Genomic DNA, 17,947 nt, shown 5'->3' on the forward strand with positions numbered 1-17,947 from the left:
CTCGTCGGGCTCATAACCCGAAGGTCGCAGGTTCAAGTCCTGCCCCCGCAACCAAAATATCATCCGTACTACGTCGAATGAACAACTTTGACGGATGAAATCAGTGGTACTTGAAAAGTGCAACCAAAATATTAATTTACAAAAGTGAAATGCAGCCCTGGTGCTCATTCCAATCGCTTTTGCGGAACCCATAATAATTAACATAATAGTCATCATAGCGTTGCGTCAAAAAACGTTTTTACATAAAATCATGGAAAGCATATGCTTTGCATATATTGATGTATGAGTGTATATCGGGACGTGGCGCAGCTCGGTAGCGCGCACCCTTGGGGTGGGTGAGGTCGCAGGTTCAAATCCTGTCGTTCCGACCAGTTGTTTTACATAATGGGAGTATAGCCAAGTGGTAAGGCAAAGGTCTGCAAAACCTTTATTCCCCGGTTCAAATCCGGGTACTCCCTTCATATTATCCTCAAAAAAATATTGCGAAATCCTTTAAAATATGATAGATTTTAGAGGTTGATGCAAAAAATGCGGTCGTGGTGGAATTGGCAGACACGCTATCTTGAGGGGGTAGTGGTCATACGACCGTGCGAGTTCGAGTCTCGCCGACCGCACCATATATCTCATCTGAACAACGTCGAATAGACTTCACAGATCAGATGAAATTATACATAAGTGGACTCATAGCTCAGTTGGTTAGAGCGCTACGTTGACATCGTAGAGGTCGTTGGTTCGAATCCAATTGAGTCCACCATACATAAAATGATGAAGCCCTTGATCAATCAAGGGCTTTTTTGATGTTTAGAAAACTTTTTGCCACTAAAACTAAACGATGTAATGTTTGTTTGGTGACAAATTTGGTGACATGGTGTCATTTGGTGACCGATATAAGGTTATCGAATCTGCTTGCAGCTTCTTTTTGCATGTTGGGCATAATATGAGTGTAGGTGTCCAATGTCATCTGGATTTTGCTATGTCCTAACCGTTCCGATACTACTTTGATATGCTCGCCTTGTTTTAGCATCAAACTTGCGTGCGTATGCCGTAAATCGTGAAAACGGATTTGTGGTATTCCCGACATTTTAATTAACTTAAGCCATTCCCGACGTAAATTAGCAGGATTTACAGGTGTGCCTGTAGTTGAACATACAACCAATCCATACGGGTTATAGCCAGCATTGTTTTGATGTTCTTTTAAAGCATCTATAGTACTTGGTGAAAGAGCTATACTTCGTACGCTTGTTTTGGTTTTAGCCCCTACTATAATGCTTTTACCGTTGTGGGCGAGAGTTTGTGTAATGTAAAGCAAACCTTTATTCAGATCAACATCTTTCCAACTCAATCCTAAAATTTCGCCTTGCCTCATACCTGTCATAATGGCTAAGAAAAATGTCATATAATAAGGGCTTTCTTTAGCTGTAGACAAGAACTTATTGACTTGGTATACATCCCAGATAGTTAATTGATTTTTGTTTCTTTTAGGCTTATCAATTAGAGAGGCTACATTTTTAGGGATAAGCTGCATCTTTACAGCGGTGTTTAAGGAAGCATTAACAATACTGTAAATACGCTCTACTGTAGCATCGGCTAATTCCTTGCTACGAATATTTGAAACAAATTTCTGAATAGAGATAGGAGTTAGTTTATCCAGTTGTGTATGACCAAGAACAGGCAATATATGTGCTTTAGCGTATATTTCATACATAGTGAAGGTTTGTACACTTAACGAGTGTTTTTTACCTTCTAGCCATTCATGCAGGTAAGTTCCATACTTCATACCTGAAGGCTCTACATATGTTCCACTATTTACTTCATGTAACAATTTAGTTAATGCTTGCTGAGCTTCCTTTTTTGTTTTAAAACCCCGTTTTTTTTTCCGTTTCCTTTTACCGTTCTCATCTTTACCTAAATCGACCACGTAAAACCAACTGCTTCCTTCCTTATCGACAGTTCCTTTCAACTAACTTCCTCCTAACATTGCCCCTTACAATGCCAGAAGATTCCGCTTCTGTTTAAAAGCCTATCTTAGCTCAATTTAATTGTCAAATATAGAATAATGACATAAAATAATAATTTAAAGTATGAGAGTGAGTATAATAGTTGAACAGGTTATGGTAAAGAAAATTTTTAATGCATAAATAAGATTAAAAATACAAAGTGAAAAGCTTATTAAATCGCATGGACGACGATATATATTTTCGCTTAAAAGTCTAATTATTATAATAATTTTGTAATGTAAAATTATAGTGACAATAAAAATTAAGACAATAGTAAATAATAAGAGGGAGGGGCTTAAATGCTTGAGTTTGATTTATTTAGGAAGAATCTAAAACTCAGAGGATATGTAAAAAGAGGGAAAAAGAATAAAAAGTATCATATTTTAACAGCAAAACAGCCTTTAGCTGGAGCACTACAGTATGAGGTTATCATACTTAAAAATCATCAGGAAATAGCTCGAAGGGTAGTAAAAGGAAAACAATCTGATTATCTCTTAACTCCCACTAAAAGGGAGAGCGTGAAGTTGCTTTTAAAACAATATCCAGACGTTTACCTTAATGAAATTGTTATGTTGCATTATAAACAGGATAGGCCAAACGGAAGTTTATGGGATAATGATGCTAAGTGCTTGGAGGAACTTTATTATGAATACAAGAGGTAAAGATATAGATTCTATTTACTTATGAGAAGGCTATACGTGTTTACTTTTGTTATTTACTCAAATTTACATCTTGATTTTTCGGAAAAAAAGATATATAATAAAATTTTATTGAAAAAAATAAAAAAATATGGTATACTGTATTATAGAGAGTAAAAGAAGCACTTAGTGAGGGTGCTTCTTTTATTTCTAAATGATTATTTTGAAAGGTAGGTGCATCTTTTTGAAAAAGTAAAATTAAATAGTCGTTTAATGCAAGGATTGTAAAATTACGTAAATCAAAGAAGCAAGGGGAGGTTGCCTTTAAAACCTGATAATAGGAATAAAAAGCGAAGAGCTAAACGTGATTAAAATTGCTATGTAAATAGTACTAAAACAAAAATAAAGAATAATAAAAACTAAAGTATAGGTAACATATCCTCTTTATTCGGGATTTACAAGAGTTTTCTCGAACAAAAGGAGGATTATTATGAAGTTAAATGCGGAACTTTTTTTAAACAAAATTTTTAGTGAAAATGAACTTATTAATTTTAGATGTTTAAAAAGTGGCCAAACATCAAAGGATATAAAAGATAAATATAACTTTGAAGTTATTAATCAACTTGGAAAAATTAATGAACAAGACTACGATATATATTTTGTAGTTAATAGTGGCGGATATAAAAGTGAAGAAATTCACAAAATTAATGCAGTATTTATCGATTTAGATTGCGGAAGAGATGAAAATAAAAACTACTTCTCAATAGAAATAGTACAACAATATAAAATTAAAAAACTTAGTGAGATACGTAAATTTAAACACAGACCTACAGCTATTGTAGAAACAAGAAACGGATTGCAAATATTTTGGAAGTTAGTTGCAGGTACAACAAATGAACAATTTGCGCAATGTGAAGAACTGCTAATAAAATATTTTGATGCTGATAAACAAGTTAAGAATATAAATAGAATAATGCGTGTTCCAGATTATTATTGGTGTAAAGACCCTAATAATAAATTCCTTGCAACGTTAATTGAGTTTAGCAATGTAGAATATGCCATTCAGGATATAATAGATGCTTTACCAGAAGTTGAAATTGATAGTAAAGGTGTCTATGATAATCAAAAATATAAATATTATTATTCTATCCCCGACACCAAAACTCCTAATATAGACCTTATCAAACAAAGAGATATCGAAAAGCTTCAAACTAGGTTAAATCCTCAATCTATAATCTTACACAATCATAAAGAAGTATATGACTATCTAAAGAAGCGAGACCTACATGCTTTTTTAGGTGTATACGGAAATTCTTTTTCGTGTGTTGTTCATGAGGATAGTAATCCAAGTGCAGGAATAATAGTTAATAAAGAAACAGAACATTATGTCTATAATTGTTTTAGTGATAACTGTGGATATAAAGGAACAATTATAGATATAGCAATGGAACTAACAGGATTAGATATTCACGATGTATTACGTTTTTTACGTCAAGTATACAGAGTAGAATATGCTGAAACGGAATGGCAGAAGGAAAGAAAAGTTATTATAGAGGAAAACAAAAGATATATATATGGAGAAGAACTACGGGAAAAATACCCCAATTTAGAAAAGAGACTAAAGAGGTATATTAATTACTTATTTATCTTCAATGAAATAGCGAAAGAGAAAATAGTAACAGAGAATTTTACAGATGGAGATGGAAATCCTGTATTTTTTTCCTCTTTACCTTATATTGCGCAAAGATGGAATAAAAATGATGAAAAGAGAACAGGTAATATCATGGCTTTATTTGCATATTTAGGATTAATAAAAAAGTTATCAGAAAATGAAATTCCAGACTTTTTGTTGAAGAGAGCAAGACACGAAGCAGCCAAAAAGAAAACAAAAAATATAGTTTCATTCTACTCTGTTCCTCCATATGATGAAAGACTTCTATCATTTGCGGAGTTTAAGGCAAAAGAGTATGAAGAGAAGGGCTTTACCATGAAGGGGTGGAGTAGAGAAATGTTGTTTCGAGCATTAGGTGAAGATGAAGCTAATAGAGTATATCCTCAGATGAAGGGAAGAAAGATTTCCAATTACAGTGAAAATCTAACACATGAGATTGAACAAGTTGTATTTTCCTTGATAAAGGAAAAAGGCTGGGTAAGGGAAAAAGAAATCATAGAAAATTTGAATTATCAGGGTAAAAGCGCACATATACAAACTCAAATAAAAAGGATTATCCCTGAGATGGAAGAAAAGTATGGATTGATTAAAGCTCGTCTTAATAAAGAGTTAAAGGCCAAGTTTAGTATTGAGATTGAAGGATATCCAGTTATAATTTATCAGGAGAAACAGATGAAGTCGCATCTGCTATCTCTAAGGGAACTGTTTTCTATAAAAATGTTGGGAAATTGTAAGCAGGAATGTAACTGAGTAAGTAACATGCATGATGTGTAAAAGCTTTTGTTCTAAAAATATAGTTTAACAAGGCCGATGTTCTCTAAAAGAATGTTGGCCTTTTCGTCTATTATGTTTTCTAGATAAAGCCTAAGTTTTATTTGAATTAATGGATTAAAGATGCTTTTAACAAAAAAGGGGGCGGTGTTTTAACTAAATAGTCACATTGATGTTGATAATAAAGCATAAGGATATATAAAACGAGACCTGTTTTTTATCTGTATCGATTCGATATCTATTCCCCTAACATTAAAAAACATATGTATCTATCGGGATAAATGAAAGCATAAAAATTTGATCGGTATATACGATAAGATTACGATAATGATTTATTACTAAATAGGCATGAAAATTCATATAACGCTAGGATAAAAGACTTGTTATAGTGTAATATTATAATATGATAATGGATATTATTGGTTTGTTAGTATCTTTATTGCAAAATATCTTACTACAGGTTAAAAAGAAATTATTTCCTGTCTTTAAGTTAAGGGGGAATAACTAATGGGCGAGTTAGATATTAACTTGGAAGATCAATTAGATCATATAATTCAAAAGATGGATGTAGAAGAAAGACAAGCTGATAGTTCTATAAAGGGTTATTTTTTTCAAATACATATCACGCTTAGTGAAGTCTTAGCCTGTGTAGATGAAGATAGAAAATTCTATATTGAAAAAGTTGAAGATATATTAGAAAAGACTGATGTTATAAAACAGGATGAGAAAATAAATATTATCCAAGTCAAACATCATGAAACACAAACTTATGATTCCACCTACACAGAGGCTATATTGTATTTTTATAAGAATTTCCTTATCGCTAAGATAAATAGATTATCTCAGTACTTCAACTTTACTCTAGTAAAATATGATTTATCGGGCGAAAAGGATATAGGTACAATCTTTACTAAATCATTAGCATCAACTTCTAAAAAGGCTTTGAAGTTAATAGATGAGATTAAGGATTTAGAAGAAAAGTTAGGGTTAACTCGTCAACAACTTGAGAGTGAGTTTGTAACATCTTGTACTATATTAAGTGCTGATGATCTAGAAACTACAAAAGGAATGAATGTAACACTTATAGAACAGATGTATAAAGGTGATTCTAAAAAGATAGGACTAGCCAAAGATTTTTACGGTTGGGCTTGGGTTTATATAATAAATAATTTTTCTATAAAGGGTTTTTTTATTAGCAAATCTATTTTAAGGGATTTATTTGAAGAAAAGATAGAAGAGATAAAAGGTTACTTAAATGATGAGAATTGGGTATTAATGGATAAACAATTCTATGGATTAAATGTAAAAATAGATGAGTTAAATAATAAAATTAATGAGAGTAATCAAAATAGCAAAGTACTTATAGAAAAATATAATCAGCAACAGAGCACAGATGCTAATCGCAAGATACTTAAATTAATTCGTGACTGTGTTTCTGAAATTGAAACTTCTATTGAAAACGATGGATATGATGAAGAATTAGAATTGTATGATTATCAAACATTAGGAGAAATTCTAATAAAAGCTCTTAACGAAATATGTGAGTTTATAATAAGAAAGTTAAATAATGAAGAAAGTCAATTTTGTTTTTTTATTAGTCTTATTCCATCCTATGTAAATGAACAAGAGTTTAGTTTAGAAAAAGCAGATTATTTTTATAAACATGCTAATGATATTAAAACGTTTATTAAAAGAGTTCTTAAAGTCTACTATTTTAAAAAGTATACTGAACAAAAAATTAATAAAGTAGAGGAAATATTTCAATTTATAGATAAGGGCTATTGGATGATTCAAGATCCAGATAATCAAGGATATTATGTAAACCTATTAGGAGGGGAAGACACTTCAAGCAGGACATCTCAAGTTAATATGCTTATGAAGAAATATAGATATTATTATGGTAACAATTTTCCTGATTTAGTTCTTTTAAGAGGTAATAAATATGGTCGCATATCAGAAATAGATATTACTAAAGGAAACAACGTAGACATTCTAGATATGAGAAGAAGAATAGATAGAAAAAAAAGGGATGTATTTTTAAAATGTATAGGCTGTTTAAATGAAGATAACTATGAGAATTACCATACATGTAATAATATATTCAAATTTGGATGTGAAGTTAGAAGATGAATCTAGAGAATAGGGTTAAGGGAGAATTTAGTCAAGATTTTGTAGAAGATTCTACACTGCTTGGGGAGAGGAGCGAAATCTTTAATTTTATTTTTAAAAACCAATATGAAGTTTATTTTATAAAATACATAAATGAATTAAAAAATCCCGAAGAAATATGGGAATACGAGAATGAAATTTACGATTATCAAAGTAACAACATAAGTAATAATAATGATTTTATTTATAACCTAAACTTTGTTGTATTTGCTAATAAAATAAATGAGTCAACTAGGAGAATATTAGAACAAGATAAATATACATCAAAAAAAATTATTATAGACGTTAATAATTTTGATGAGGATATAGAACTGCTACCATTTAAAAGAAGGTTGTTTGATAAAACTGATTTTGATAAAAGTCTGGATGAGTTAATTATTGCAAAGTGTGCTAAGTTAAAACCTGCAAAATATATATTGGATTACCTGAAAACAGAGGAAATAAATGAAGAAAGTATAGATAAAATACTTGATATTTTAGGTGATAATAATGATTGATAACAAAGGTTTTAGATTACTTAGTGTTGAAATTGAAGGCTTTAGAGGTTACGAGAAGAAAGTGGAATTTATATTCCCAACAGACAAAAGATTTTTTTTGTTTACTGGGTCTAATGGATATGGAAAAACGACATTTTTTGACGCTGTTGAGTGGGCTTTTACTGGAAAGATAGAAAGGATTATAGAAAATATTGAGATAAAAAAAGATAAAAGAAATCCGTCCGAACAAACCATAATAAACAATATAAATAATGAGAGAAACAAAGTGTTAGCTAATGTCAAACTAAAATTTTATCTAGATAAAGAACAATATGAAATAAAAAGGAAAAGTATAGAATATAAAAAAGACTACTTAGAAGAAAATACTAGGATATATCTTATTAGGAAGCAAGAAGAAATAGAAAAAGATAATCAATGGATTAATTCTTTATTCCGTGATGAGAGCTTAAAAACGTATGATTTTGTTGAAAAGTTTGCTAGTTACCATTTAAGTTCGCATGAAAAAAATCTAAGGATTTTACAAAAGAATAGAGAAGGCATCCATAGTATGCTTTCTATTTTGTTTGGAGAAAATAAATTTGATACTTACCGAGACAATATAAAATATATTGTTGAAAAGACTAGGGAAAGGTACGAAGCAAAAAACAATGAATATATTAGCTTTTTTAAAAAAAGCAAGGCTATATTAGACCAGGATTATAGTATCGACAACATAAATTATTATATAAATAAGTACAATGAAAACTTGATTCTTCATGAAAATCAACTGGGTTATGTTGAGGTGATTAATGGAGAGTTAGCAAATCGGTATCAGTTATTAAATGAAATTGCTAATCTAAAAAAGAATGAGGATAACTATAAGAATTATAAGATATATATAAAAGCAAAGGATAAAGAGAAAAGTTATCTTTTATTTGTTAAAAATATAGAAAATAGATTTAGTGATGTGAAAAATTTGCTTTATTACGTTAGAAATGGATTTCAAACATTAGAAGAAAAACAAAATAAGCTAATAGATGTTAAGTTGAGATTTAATAAATTGTTAACTGACATTAAAGAAAACAAATATAAAAATGGACAATTAGCAATACTTGATTATCTAAAATATGAAATGAATTATGAAACTAAAAAAATTGAAGCTGATTTTTCAACTGATTTTTCAAAAACTTTAATGGAAAGAGAGATAAACAAGGAACGTATTGAGTTAATAAGTAAAAATAAAAGTGCTTATAAAACTGAGAATGATAACTTAATTAATCTTATTTATTATGCAGAGAAACATATTGAAAGAGTAAATGAAATAGAAAGTTGTCCGTTATGCAAACAACAAGTCAATTTAATGAAGTTAAAAGAAGTAATAAAGCAGTCTCAAGAGCTTTTTAGTAAATGGGATAGTGAAATTGCGGAACTAACTGATAAACAGAAAAAATTAAGTCGAAAAATAGAAGAAATGAAAACTAAGCTTAATACTGAGATAGAAGAGGTTTTAAGCTTTATAGAATGTGAAATAAATAAATGCTTGGAAATAATTCGTAAAAAGAATGAAATACAAAAGTTTAGGATAGATTGTGAGAGATATGGAATTTCTATGGGAGATTTAAACGAAGAGGTGATTAAAAGAGAAAAAAGAAGGATGCAAGAAGAGATGGAATTGGCACTAAGAGAAGTAGACTATGAAAAGATAAGTTTAGAAGAGATCGAGGTTAGAGAGTTTATTTCAAGATATGAACCTAGCTATATTAAATATGCTCATGTCTTACCTAGTATTGACTCAGAAATTTTAAATAAAAAAATTTCATATTTAGATAAAATACAAGGCAACACTACTTACCTAACTATAAAAAAGCAAATGGAAGATTTGAAAGAAGAAAGGGATATCTTACAAAAAAAATTAGACGTTATAAAAAAAATAAGGACAAAAATAAATAATGCTATTAATGAATTGGAGGAAACCTATAAAAACGATTTAGAAGAACCTATTAACTATGTCTACAAAAAAATTAATAGACATAGTAATTTTTCTGGGATAAATATTTCTCTTTTAAATAAAGGGGTTAACAAGAAAGCAGATACAACTGTCGGAGATGTAGAAAATTCGGTTAATCTTTCCAACATTCTCAGTTCTGGTCAAATAACTACGGTAGCTTTAAGTTTCTTTCTAGGGATTGCTTTTAAACAGAACTTTTCTAGATTTAGGGCATATTTTTTCGATGATCCAATACAGCACATGGATGATTTAAATGTTTTATCCTTTGTAGATTTGTTAAGGGTTCATTTAAGTGATTATAATTTTGCTAATCAAATTTTTCTCTCAACATGTAATGAAGATATTGAAGGCTTATTCGTATCAAAAATGAAACATTTTAATGTTGGAATAACCAAATATATCTTTAAAAATTATAGTGAATACCACGTTGTGAATTATTAATAATTCTAACCTGAAACGAATAGGAGAATTTATGTGTTATTCTAATAAGTCTAATTTAGTACTTTATTGAGCTCGTATCAAAATAGTTAGAAAATTAGGTTTTAAGAATTGAATTATACTAACAAACAATTGGGAGTGGCTGTTTGACTCCACATGTGTCTAATACGAATGTTGAAAATTGGATATTAGTCTCTGGGCTAAAAGTAAATAGAATAAAGAGGAGAGCTAATCTAAATTGGGAGTTTTTTGTTATGGCATAGTGAATAGTAAATTAAAATACTGAGATAGTGTTTATTTTATTCTGGGCGGTACAACTAATAATGTGGATCGGACAGTTATGCTGAAATGATTTATTAATTGATATAGTATATGATAAACCAGACGCTATTTATAAAAGTAAAGGCGACAGTATAGATACTTGCCTTGCCGCTTAAATATACTGATCTATTTATATTTCACTGTTTCTTCTAACTTTGATGAATGATTAATTATGTTATAAAAAGGTGATATTTAAGCATGTAGTTCTTTGACATCGTTATCAACATAGTTAACCTAAATAGCTGCATGCTTAATATTCCTGTATCCTAGAATAAACTGTACTTGAAATACATTTATTTTACCTAAAGAATCTTAGTTATTTAACGACAGAAAATAAAAATATAGATAAGAAGCGGAATCAATTAGCATTAAGGGAGTTTTATATTGATGAAGCTTGGTGACATTTTGGTGACAAGCATTAGTGATATTAATTAAGATTCAACCTGATAATATATAGAAAATCCAGTGTTTATATGGCTTTCTCATAGCTCAGTTGGTTAGAGCGCTACGTTGACATCGTAGAGGTCGTTGGTTCGAATCCAATTGAGTCCACCATACTTATAAACACTCAAACCCTTGGTATATAAGGGTTTTTTTGATGCCTATAAAGAGAAAGGACCGCTAAGTAAGCGGGTCTTTTTTGCGTTTGGTGTGCCAATGGTGTGCCGGCAGCAGTTAAAATAACATCGTCTCAAGTTTCTCAGCCGCTTGTTTTTACATGTCTGGCAGCACATGAGAACACACATCGAGGGTCATAGCAATGCTGGCATGTCCTAGCCGTTCACTGACGACTTTCGGATTCTCCCCCGCTTTGAGAAGCAGTGTAGCTCAGGTGTGCCGCAAATCATACAAGCGGATCGTTTCCGGTAATCCGGCTTCTTTGAGCCTACGCTCCTGATTCTCAATCATCTTGTGTTTCTGCAGCACTCTCACAACAGAAGCAGGTATCGAAATGGTGCGACGGCTGCGGGAGGTTTTTGGTTCGGTTAAAGACCATCCCTTGCCTCTGGTAACAAGGGAACGCTGCATGTGAATCTTATCCTCTTCTATAATACATCCCCACTTTAAGCCTAGAGCCTCACCAGGGCGCATTCCGGTCGTCAGCATGAGTGTAAATAGGGCAAACCACCGGTTCGATGCTGCTGCTTCACGCAAATGGAAAAGGTACGAGCCATATTTTCCACTCGTAAATCTTGCGGCTACCAAATTTCATTTTCTACGTAGAGATTTTCAATCCAACATTCTTATTGAGATAGCGAGCAGAATAGAGTAGAGCAGCCTTCCAACCCCTGAAAGCATAATTGAAACATTTATATTGACCAAACGTTCATTCATTAATAAAATACTAATAAATCCTAAGCGAAAGTTCATAGAGGATTGGCAAATGGAAATACAAATTTTTAGGCAATAGTAAGTGGCAGCATGGACTCATCCGAAAGAAAGCTGCTCTTTTATTACCGAATTTTAGGAGGGTTGACTTAGCCGTGCCTCGTACCCCTGCAGAGAATGAACGGATTCGACAAGCAGCAAAAGATAAAATCCATGCAGCAGTCATGACGCTTTTCGTAAAAAAAGGCTACCACGCTACCTCTATCAACGATGTAGCCAAACAGGCCCAAATATCGAAGGGTCTGCTTTACAATTATTATAAAGGAAAGGAAGAACTTCTGGAGGCTATGGTCCAGATCCGGATTAGAGAAATAGCAGAAGTAATGGAGGCCGCCGGTAAGCTGAAGACGCCGGAAGAGCAGCTTCGTCATATTGTCGAGGGTGCAATAGATAACGTGTTCCGGCAGCCGGACGTATATCGATTTTACTTGAATTTGCAAACACAGCCAGAAGATGATCGTATACTTGCCGTCTATAGTGAGCAGTTGAACGAGGCGGCTCGTGAGCAGTTTGAACGGCAGTGCAAAATGTTTGAACAGCTTGGGGTGAAAGAACCCAGATTGAGATCGCTCTGTTTTTCTGCAGCACTTCATGGTGCGATGCTGATGATGACTACGTACTCTAAGGGAATTTTGGTTGATGAGATCAAGGAACAGATTGTTCGAGATTTTTGTGTCCGTCCAGCATAATAAATATGCATTTTATCATCCGAACAAGGAGGAGTTAAATAGTGATGGAAACACGAATTATGAAAATTGATTTGAATGGTCTTATATTTCAATATCGCGAGACTGGGGACCCATCTGCACCCCCGCTTATTGCCCTTCATGCGTTAGGTGAAAACGCAGAATCCTGGGATCAAGTTGCTGCTGTGTTAGGGCAAAATTACCGTGTATTGGCTTTGGATCAACGCGGGCATGGCGGCAGTACAAGGACGGGTATCTATTCATTTGAACTGATGTGTGAAGACCTGCATCTTTTTGCAAATGAAATGGGTCTAGAGCGGTTTACATTAATCGGTCATTCAATGGGTGGAACCGTATCTTACCTCTTCTCGGAAAGATATCCAACAAGGGTCGAACAGCTCGTTATTGAGGATACTCCTCCTCCATTCTTTGATAAGAAGATCGAAATACCACCAGAACCATCAGAAGACCTGCCGTTTGATTGGCTCGTAATATCCTCGATTTTACAGCAACTCAATGAACCCAATCCTGAGTGGTGGGCGCGTCTAAACGAAATAGTTTCACCAACACTTATAATAGGTGGGGGGGCCACTAGCCACGTTCCTCAAGAAAAATTGAAAGAGGTTTCTGAACGTATTCCTAATTGTGAACTCGTGACAATAGAAGGCGCTGGACACAATGTTCATCATGCCAATTTCCCGGCTTTTTTGGCTGTAGTTAAGCCTTTTTTGAACTCTCAGATGCAACGTTCTTGATAGGTGAAAATAACATTGGAAAGAGCTCTATATTTTATGCTTTAGAATACCTACTTAGCAATAAATAGTCTATTCAAGAACAGGAGTATTTCCAAGTTATCGATATTGATACACAAATGGATAAAAGGGTAAATAAAAGTCTGGTTGACAAGATAGTATTAACAGCGGAATTTAGGAATTTACCTATAGAAGCGCATGAGTGGAAATGATTTATTGGTATATAAGAGTTTTTTTGATGTCTACAAAGAGAAAGTCCGCTGATTTAGCGGGCTTTTTTGCGTTTGGTGTGCCAGCAGCGGTTAAAATAAAATGGAAACGGAGGACTGGGGAGCGAATCGTATCGGAAGTGATCAAGGGGGAACGCAGGATACTGGAAGGTTTGATGTTCGGGGAGAGAGTGAACTAAATGGTTGCCTACCTGGTATATCCCGACAACATTTTATAAAATTAAGCGGCTAATGCTGGCAAAGCTGGTTGCCCTCATAAAAAAACGCGAAAGACCAGCTATTGGTTTCGCTGCAGGAACGGGAAGCACAAAGGGAAGAAGGGGATGAACAAACAGGTGCAAAATCAGATGCTATATCACCTGCTGCAGTATGTAGAATATCGGCAGCAGGTTGCTAGCCTGGACCGACGAAAAGAAGGCATCTTATAGGAAATGAGGAGCAGTGCAGCAAACTGACAGAATGTTAGAAAGAAGTAGAAGAAATGTCGTATTAGATCGGTGTAATTGAATCTGCCTGCGACATCCTTGATGATTGGCAGCGAAACATCGCGCAGGCAGCGCTAAAATCAAAAAGCGGGTATGTGCCATTATGGCGGAATTAAGTGGGAAGGACCTGTTAGAGATGCAAGCTCTGACGCTGCACTATGTTGTATATCGTGTCGTTGGCGTCGCGTTCTCGTATTATCAACCAATCCTGCCTGGGTGAGCGTGGAAGCGACATCATTCATTATGTGGGCGCTGGTGCATGTATAGGTTCGATTCCTGTGTCCTGAATAAAAGATAAGCAAAGAGACTATTTCAAGAGAATAGTTCATTTTTTAATGAAGGGCAATTAAGTTGCAAATGCGCTTAATGTATAACAGACCACCTTTAGTACAGATAATGGTGTATATGGAGGGAAGACATGGATATAAATTGGATCTGGCAAACACTTTTAATTTTTGTAGTGGGCGTGCTTCTATTAAGGATTAGTGGGAGAAGATCGATCTCTCAGATGAAAATACCGGAAACTGTGATTATGATGGTGGCGATTGGTACATTGCTTATTCAACCAGTAACAGGCAAGGGGTTATGGATATATCCAATTACAAGTTAATGGATTATAGGCACCCTTTAGAGTGTCCGAAGCTATCAGGAAGGGCAGGAATGAATGTGCTAGAAGTTCTCATACGAACGATAATGGCTTTTATTATCTTGCTTATTTTGACGCGAATTTTAGGAAAAAAGCAAGTGAGTGAACTTACATTCTTTAATTATGTAACAGGGATAACATTTGGTTCGATTGCAGCTATGATTGCAGTTGACAGAAGAATTTCAGCCGCTGAAGGTATAGTAGGTTTAATCGTTTGGACCATACTAACAATGCTTGTAGGCTACATTGGGTTAAAAGTACCGAGAGCACGTGTGCTATTAGACGGGGAGCCTACAATCATTATCAAGAAAGGAAAGATCTTAGAAAAAACAATGCGAGATGCACACTACAATATGGATGATTTAAGTATGATGCTACGGGAAAAGGGTTTCTTTTCTATTGAGGAAATAGAATATGCTATTCTAGAGCCGGATGGGCAGCTGTCTGTTCTGAAGAAACCAGTTTATCAAACACCAATAAACAAAGATATAAATATTGCTACAAAACCATTCAGGTATGTACCTACCGAGTTAATCGTAGACGGGGAGATCGTATATAAAAATCTCAAAGATTTAAATTTGGATGTAGCATGGTTAGACGAACAGATTCGGAAAACAGGACTTCACTCACTTGAAGAGGTATTTTACGCTGAACTACAAAGTGATGGTACTGTGTACATAGATAAAAGAAAAGATGCTTTGTATTAGCTTGAACTGTAACCCGAATAAGGGACTTTTTTTAAAGTGTTCATCATTCGAGTTACAGTTCAGTCTGTCAGAAGTTTTTTAATCTGCTTTTACAAGTGCGTAAGTAGGACGTGCATAGTGTAATTCCATTCGACAGAGCATACCTGTGATTTCACTTAAATAAGAAGTGCTTGTTTTACCGCTGTCGAACACTGTCATGAAATGTAGATATATGCGTAAGCGTTTTCAAATGTATTCGACAAAGAAACTTAGAAAAAAATTCTAAAAAAAAGAAAAAAATATCAAAATAGGTATAAAGAATAGTGTTTTATTGACCGATTAGTATAATATCACCAGATATTTTTACATTTAAAGTAAAACATTCATTTTTTCGGATCTTTTGTTGTAGTGTCTAAGTATGTCGTGTCATGGGTTGTTTTAAAACTTAATATCGTATGATGTCGAACGAAACGGCACCCACATTGAAAAATGTGCTCGCAAAACCACAGATCTAAGGTCAATGACTATGATGGCTGGGTTACCGAACTCCGCAACGTTTTTCGACAAGGCTATCCCATTTTTATAGCCTTTTTTGTGCTGTTTTCATACAACTTGTCTAACTATCATAGTGACTCATACGACTTTGCAAGAAGGACTGTACTATGCTCCAAAAATTGTAAGGTCATTACTGGAGGGTTTTCAATGAAAAAGTGGTTGGGAAAGCTAGCTACACCATCGATTAAGACAAAATTGCTTGGATCATTTCTTGCTGTCTCGTTAATCCCTTTGATTGCTCTTGGCGTCATTAATTTCTACTTTTCAAAAGACGCGATGATTGAATCAAACAAAGGGCATTTAAAATCCTTAGTTGATAATGCGTACATTCTGGCCGAGACGTTGAATAACGAGGCAAAGGCGGGAAAGATCACACAGGAAGAAGCGCAGGAAAAGTTCCGAATAGCGATAGCTGGGGAGAAGCAACCGGACGGAACAAGGAAGACGCCAACCAATTTGCCGCGCATTGGCGATGGCGACTATTTCTTTGCCTACAATAAAGAGATTCGTGCTGTGATGCACCCGAAGAATTTTGAGGGGCAAATCAAGGATCAGCCTAATGAATTAGGTGTAAATGCAAACCGTGATATGTACAACCAAAAAGAAGGCTATTACACATTCTTATGGAAGAACCCGGGTGAAACAGAACCGCGTGAGAAGATCGCATATCTTCGCTATTTTAAGGAATGGGACTGGGTTATTGTAATGGGCTCCTATTACGATAATTTCTATGAAAAAACACAAGAGAGTAAGGAAATCACAATCTATATGCTTCTTGTAGGCCTGGTGCTGGTAACGACGGTGTCCCTGTTAATTGCATCAAGTATCACGAAGCGGATCAATCGGGTTAAAACTGTGATGGAGTGTATGGGTCAAGGTGACTTCACCACAAGGGTTGCAGGAGATGAGCGGGATGAGCTTGGACAGATGGGACAAGCCCTCAATGAAACCATTGATAAGATTTCCGAGGTACTTTCCCAGGTTAAAGAATCCTCTCGTTTTGTGAAAAACTCTGCCGATCATCTAGCTGAGGGAGCACATCAATTAAAGAGCGCCTCAACAGAGATTGCCTCTTCTGTAGAAGACGTATCACAAGGATCGGAGCAGCAATCTGATACTCTGCAAAATCTCTCCAGCTATATGGAGGAGCTTGCAGCGAGCTTCGAGGATACATCGCATAATATGGCATCTGTTAATAGCATGGCAGTCAAAGCAAGAGAGGCCAGTATAGACGGAAAGGAAAACATTCAAGGAACGATTAAGCAAATGGGATCGATCAAGGATTCTGTGCAAGAGATCCAGGAAGTCATTACGCTGCTTAATCAGCGTACAAAAGAAATCAGCAATTTTGTCACTGTCATTACAGATATTTCTTCACAAACAAACTTGCTTGCACTGAATGCTGCCATTGAAGCAGCTCGTGCGGGTGAACATGGTAAAGGCTTCGCCGTTGTAGCAGAAGAGGTTCGCAAATTGGCTGAGCAGTCCGCAAAATCAGCAGAAGAAATCAAAAGTATTATCGGCAGCATTATCGAGGAATCAGAAAGAAGTAGAGAGACGGTTCGGATCAGCAGTGAAGCTGTGCTAGAAGGAACGGAAGTGGTTAAAGAGGCCGGTCAAGGCTTTGATCAGATTCTATCATTTGTAAATCAAGTGGCACAGGGAATCGAGAATGTCAATCGATCCATCCAAGAGGTAAACAAAGGGGCTCAGGACATTTCTAGCTCTGTAACCGAGCTTGGGGCTTTTAATGAGCAGACGAATGCGAGCACACAAAACGTAGCTGCATTAATTGAAGAACAGAATGCGATGGCGAAGGAAATTCATGCCGCAACAGAGACATTGGCTCACCAGGCAAATAGTCTAGATGATATGACAAAGCGTTTCACCGTATAAGCCCAGATGAGCATTGTAAGGGAGGTGATGCTGCGGAGTAGATCAGTTTAGGCAGTTGCTTTATGATACAAAAATCTTCAAGTAAAAGGGGAAAGAAGATGAATCGAATTGTAAGAGCTTCAGTAGGGGCTA

At 34.7% G+C, this 17,947-nt stretch carries 13 protein-coding genes, 4 tRNA genes, 1 pseudogene and 1 riboswitch; of the genes and pseudogenes, 16 read left to right on the forward strand and 2 right to left on the reverse strand.

Annotated elements, in window-relative coordinates:
* Positions 1-294: 294 nt before the first annotated feature.
* From AB3351_RS16865 to AB3351_RS16880, 4 genes are all read left to right on the forward strand, one after another.
* Positions 295-371 (forward strand) — tRNA-Pro (locus AB3351_RS16865).
* A 15-nt stretch (positions 372-386) separates the two neighbouring features.
* Positions 387-458: transfer RNA gene (locus AB3351_RS16870), tRNA-Cys, on the forward strand.
* 72 nt (positions 459-530) lie between these two features.
* Positions 531-617: transfer RNA gene (locus tag AB3351_RS16875), tRNA-Leu, on the forward strand.
* Between the two features lie 60 nt (positions 618-677).
* Positions 678-754 (forward strand) — tRNA-Val (locus tag AB3351_RS16880).
* Between the two features lie 117 nt (positions 755-871).
* Here the strand turns inward: AB3351_RS16880 and AB3351_RS16885 are convergent.
* Positions 872-1,960, reverse strand: coding sequence for a tyrosine-type recombinase/integrase (locus AB3351_RS16885; protein ID WP_371148323.1), 1,089 nt, complete (start codon positions 1,958-1,960; stop codon positions 872-874).
* A 336-nt stretch (positions 1,961-2,296) separates the two neighbouring features.
* Here AB3351_RS16885 and AB3351_RS16890 point away from each other — a divergent pair, with 336 nt between their 5' ends.
* The 5 genes from AB3351_RS16890 (at position 2,297) to AB3351_RS16910 (ending at position 10,172) form a co-directional block, all read left to right on the forward strand.
* A complete protein-coding gene (locus AB3351_RS16890) occupies positions 2,297-2,659 on the forward strand; it encodes a hypothetical protein (protein ID WP_371148324.1) in 363 nt (120 codons plus the stop codon).
* A gap of 466 nt (positions 2,660-3,125) precedes the next feature.
* Positions 3,126-5,057 (forward strand): hypothetical protein, encoded by a 1,932-nt coding sequence (locus tag AB3351_RS16895; protein WP_371148325.1) that lies wholly within the window; start codon positions 3,126-3,128, stop codon positions 5,055-5,057.
* Positions 5,058-5,585: 528 nt separating this feature from the next.
* Complete coding sequence (locus AB3351_RS16900) at positions 5,586-7,208, forward strand: hypothetical protein (RefSeq protein ID WP_371148326.1); 1,623 nt, start codon at positions 5,586-5,588, stop codon at positions 7,206-7,208.
* A complete protein-coding gene (locus tag AB3351_RS16905; protein ID WP_371148327.1) occupies positions 7,205-7,744 on the forward strand; it encodes a hypothetical protein in 540 nt (179 codons plus the stop codon). The genes AB3351_RS16900 and AB3351_RS16905 overlap by 4 nt, the downstream gene beginning before the upstream one ends.
* Positions 7,737-10,172: an AAA family ATPase gene (locus tag AB3351_RS16910; RefSeq protein ID WP_371148328.1), complete on the forward strand. Its 2,436-nt coding sequence runs from the start codon at positions 7,737-7,739 to the stop codon at positions 10,170-10,172. The genes AB3351_RS16905 and AB3351_RS16910 overlap by 8 nt, the downstream gene beginning before the upstream one ends.
* Positions 10,173-11,204: 1,032 nt before the next feature.
* Here the strand turns inward: AB3351_RS16910 and AB3351_RS23700 are convergent.
* A pseudogene (locus AB3351_RS23700) lies at positions 11,205-11,348 on the reverse strand (tyrosine-type recombinase/integrase); the annotation flags it as partial.
* A 626-nt stretch (positions 11,349-11,974) separates the two neighbouring features.
* Between AB3351_RS23700 and AB3351_RS16920 the strand changes: the two are divergent.
* The 7 genes from AB3351_RS16920 (at position 11,975) to AB3351_RS16950 (ending at position 17,815) form a co-directional block, all read left to right on the forward strand.
* Complete coding sequence (locus tag AB3351_RS16920; RefSeq protein WP_371148330.1) at positions 11,975-12,568, forward strand: TetR/AcrR family transcriptional regulator; 594 nt, start codon at positions 11,975-11,977, stop codon at positions 12,566-12,568.
* 44 nt (positions 12,569-12,612) lie between these two features.
* Complete coding sequence (locus tag AB3351_RS16925) at positions 12,613-13,320, forward strand: alpha/beta fold hydrolase (protein WP_371148454.1); 708 nt, start codon at positions 12,613-12,615, stop codon at positions 13,318-13,320.
* On the forward strand, positions 13,317-13,388 hold the full coding sequence (locus tag AB3351_RS16930) for a hypothetical protein (protein ID WP_371148455.1): 72 nt from the start codon (positions 13,317-13,319) through the stop codon (positions 13,386-13,388). The genes AB3351_RS16925 and AB3351_RS16930 overlap by 4 nt, the downstream gene beginning before the upstream one ends.
* A 167-nt stretch (positions 13,389-13,555) precedes the next feature.
* Positions 13,556-13,726 (forward strand): hypothetical protein, encoded by a 171-nt coding sequence (locus AB3351_RS16935; RefSeq protein ID WP_371148331.1) that lies wholly within the window; start codon positions 13,556-13,558, stop codon positions 13,724-13,726.
* A gap of 352 nt (positions 13,727-14,078) precedes the next feature.
* Complete coding sequence (locus tag AB3351_RS16940; protein ID WP_371148332.1) at positions 14,079-14,252, forward strand: hypothetical protein; 174 nt, start codon at positions 14,079-14,081, stop codon at positions 14,250-14,252.
* Between the two features lie 440 nt (positions 14,253-14,692).
* Positions 14,693-15,385: a YetF domain-containing protein gene (locus tag AB3351_RS16945; protein WP_371148333.1), complete on the forward strand. Its 693-nt coding sequence runs from the start codon at positions 14,693-14,695 to the stop codon at positions 15,383-15,385.
* Positions 15,386-15,826: 441 nt separating this feature from the next.
* Positions 15,827-15,910, forward strand: a riboswitch (cyclic di-GMP riboswitch).
* Positions 15,911-16,066: 156 nt separating this feature from the next.
* A complete protein-coding gene (locus tag AB3351_RS16950; protein ID WP_371148334.1) occupies positions 16,067-17,815 on the forward strand; it encodes a methyl-accepting chemotaxis protein in 1,749 nt (582 codons plus the stop codon).
* Positions 17,816-17,947: the final 132 nt, after the last annotated feature.

This window comes from Aneurinibacillus sp. REN35 (genome assembly GCF_041379945.2).
GTDB lineage: Bacteria > Bacillota > Bacilli > Aneurinibacillales > Aneurinibacillaceae > Aneurinibacillus.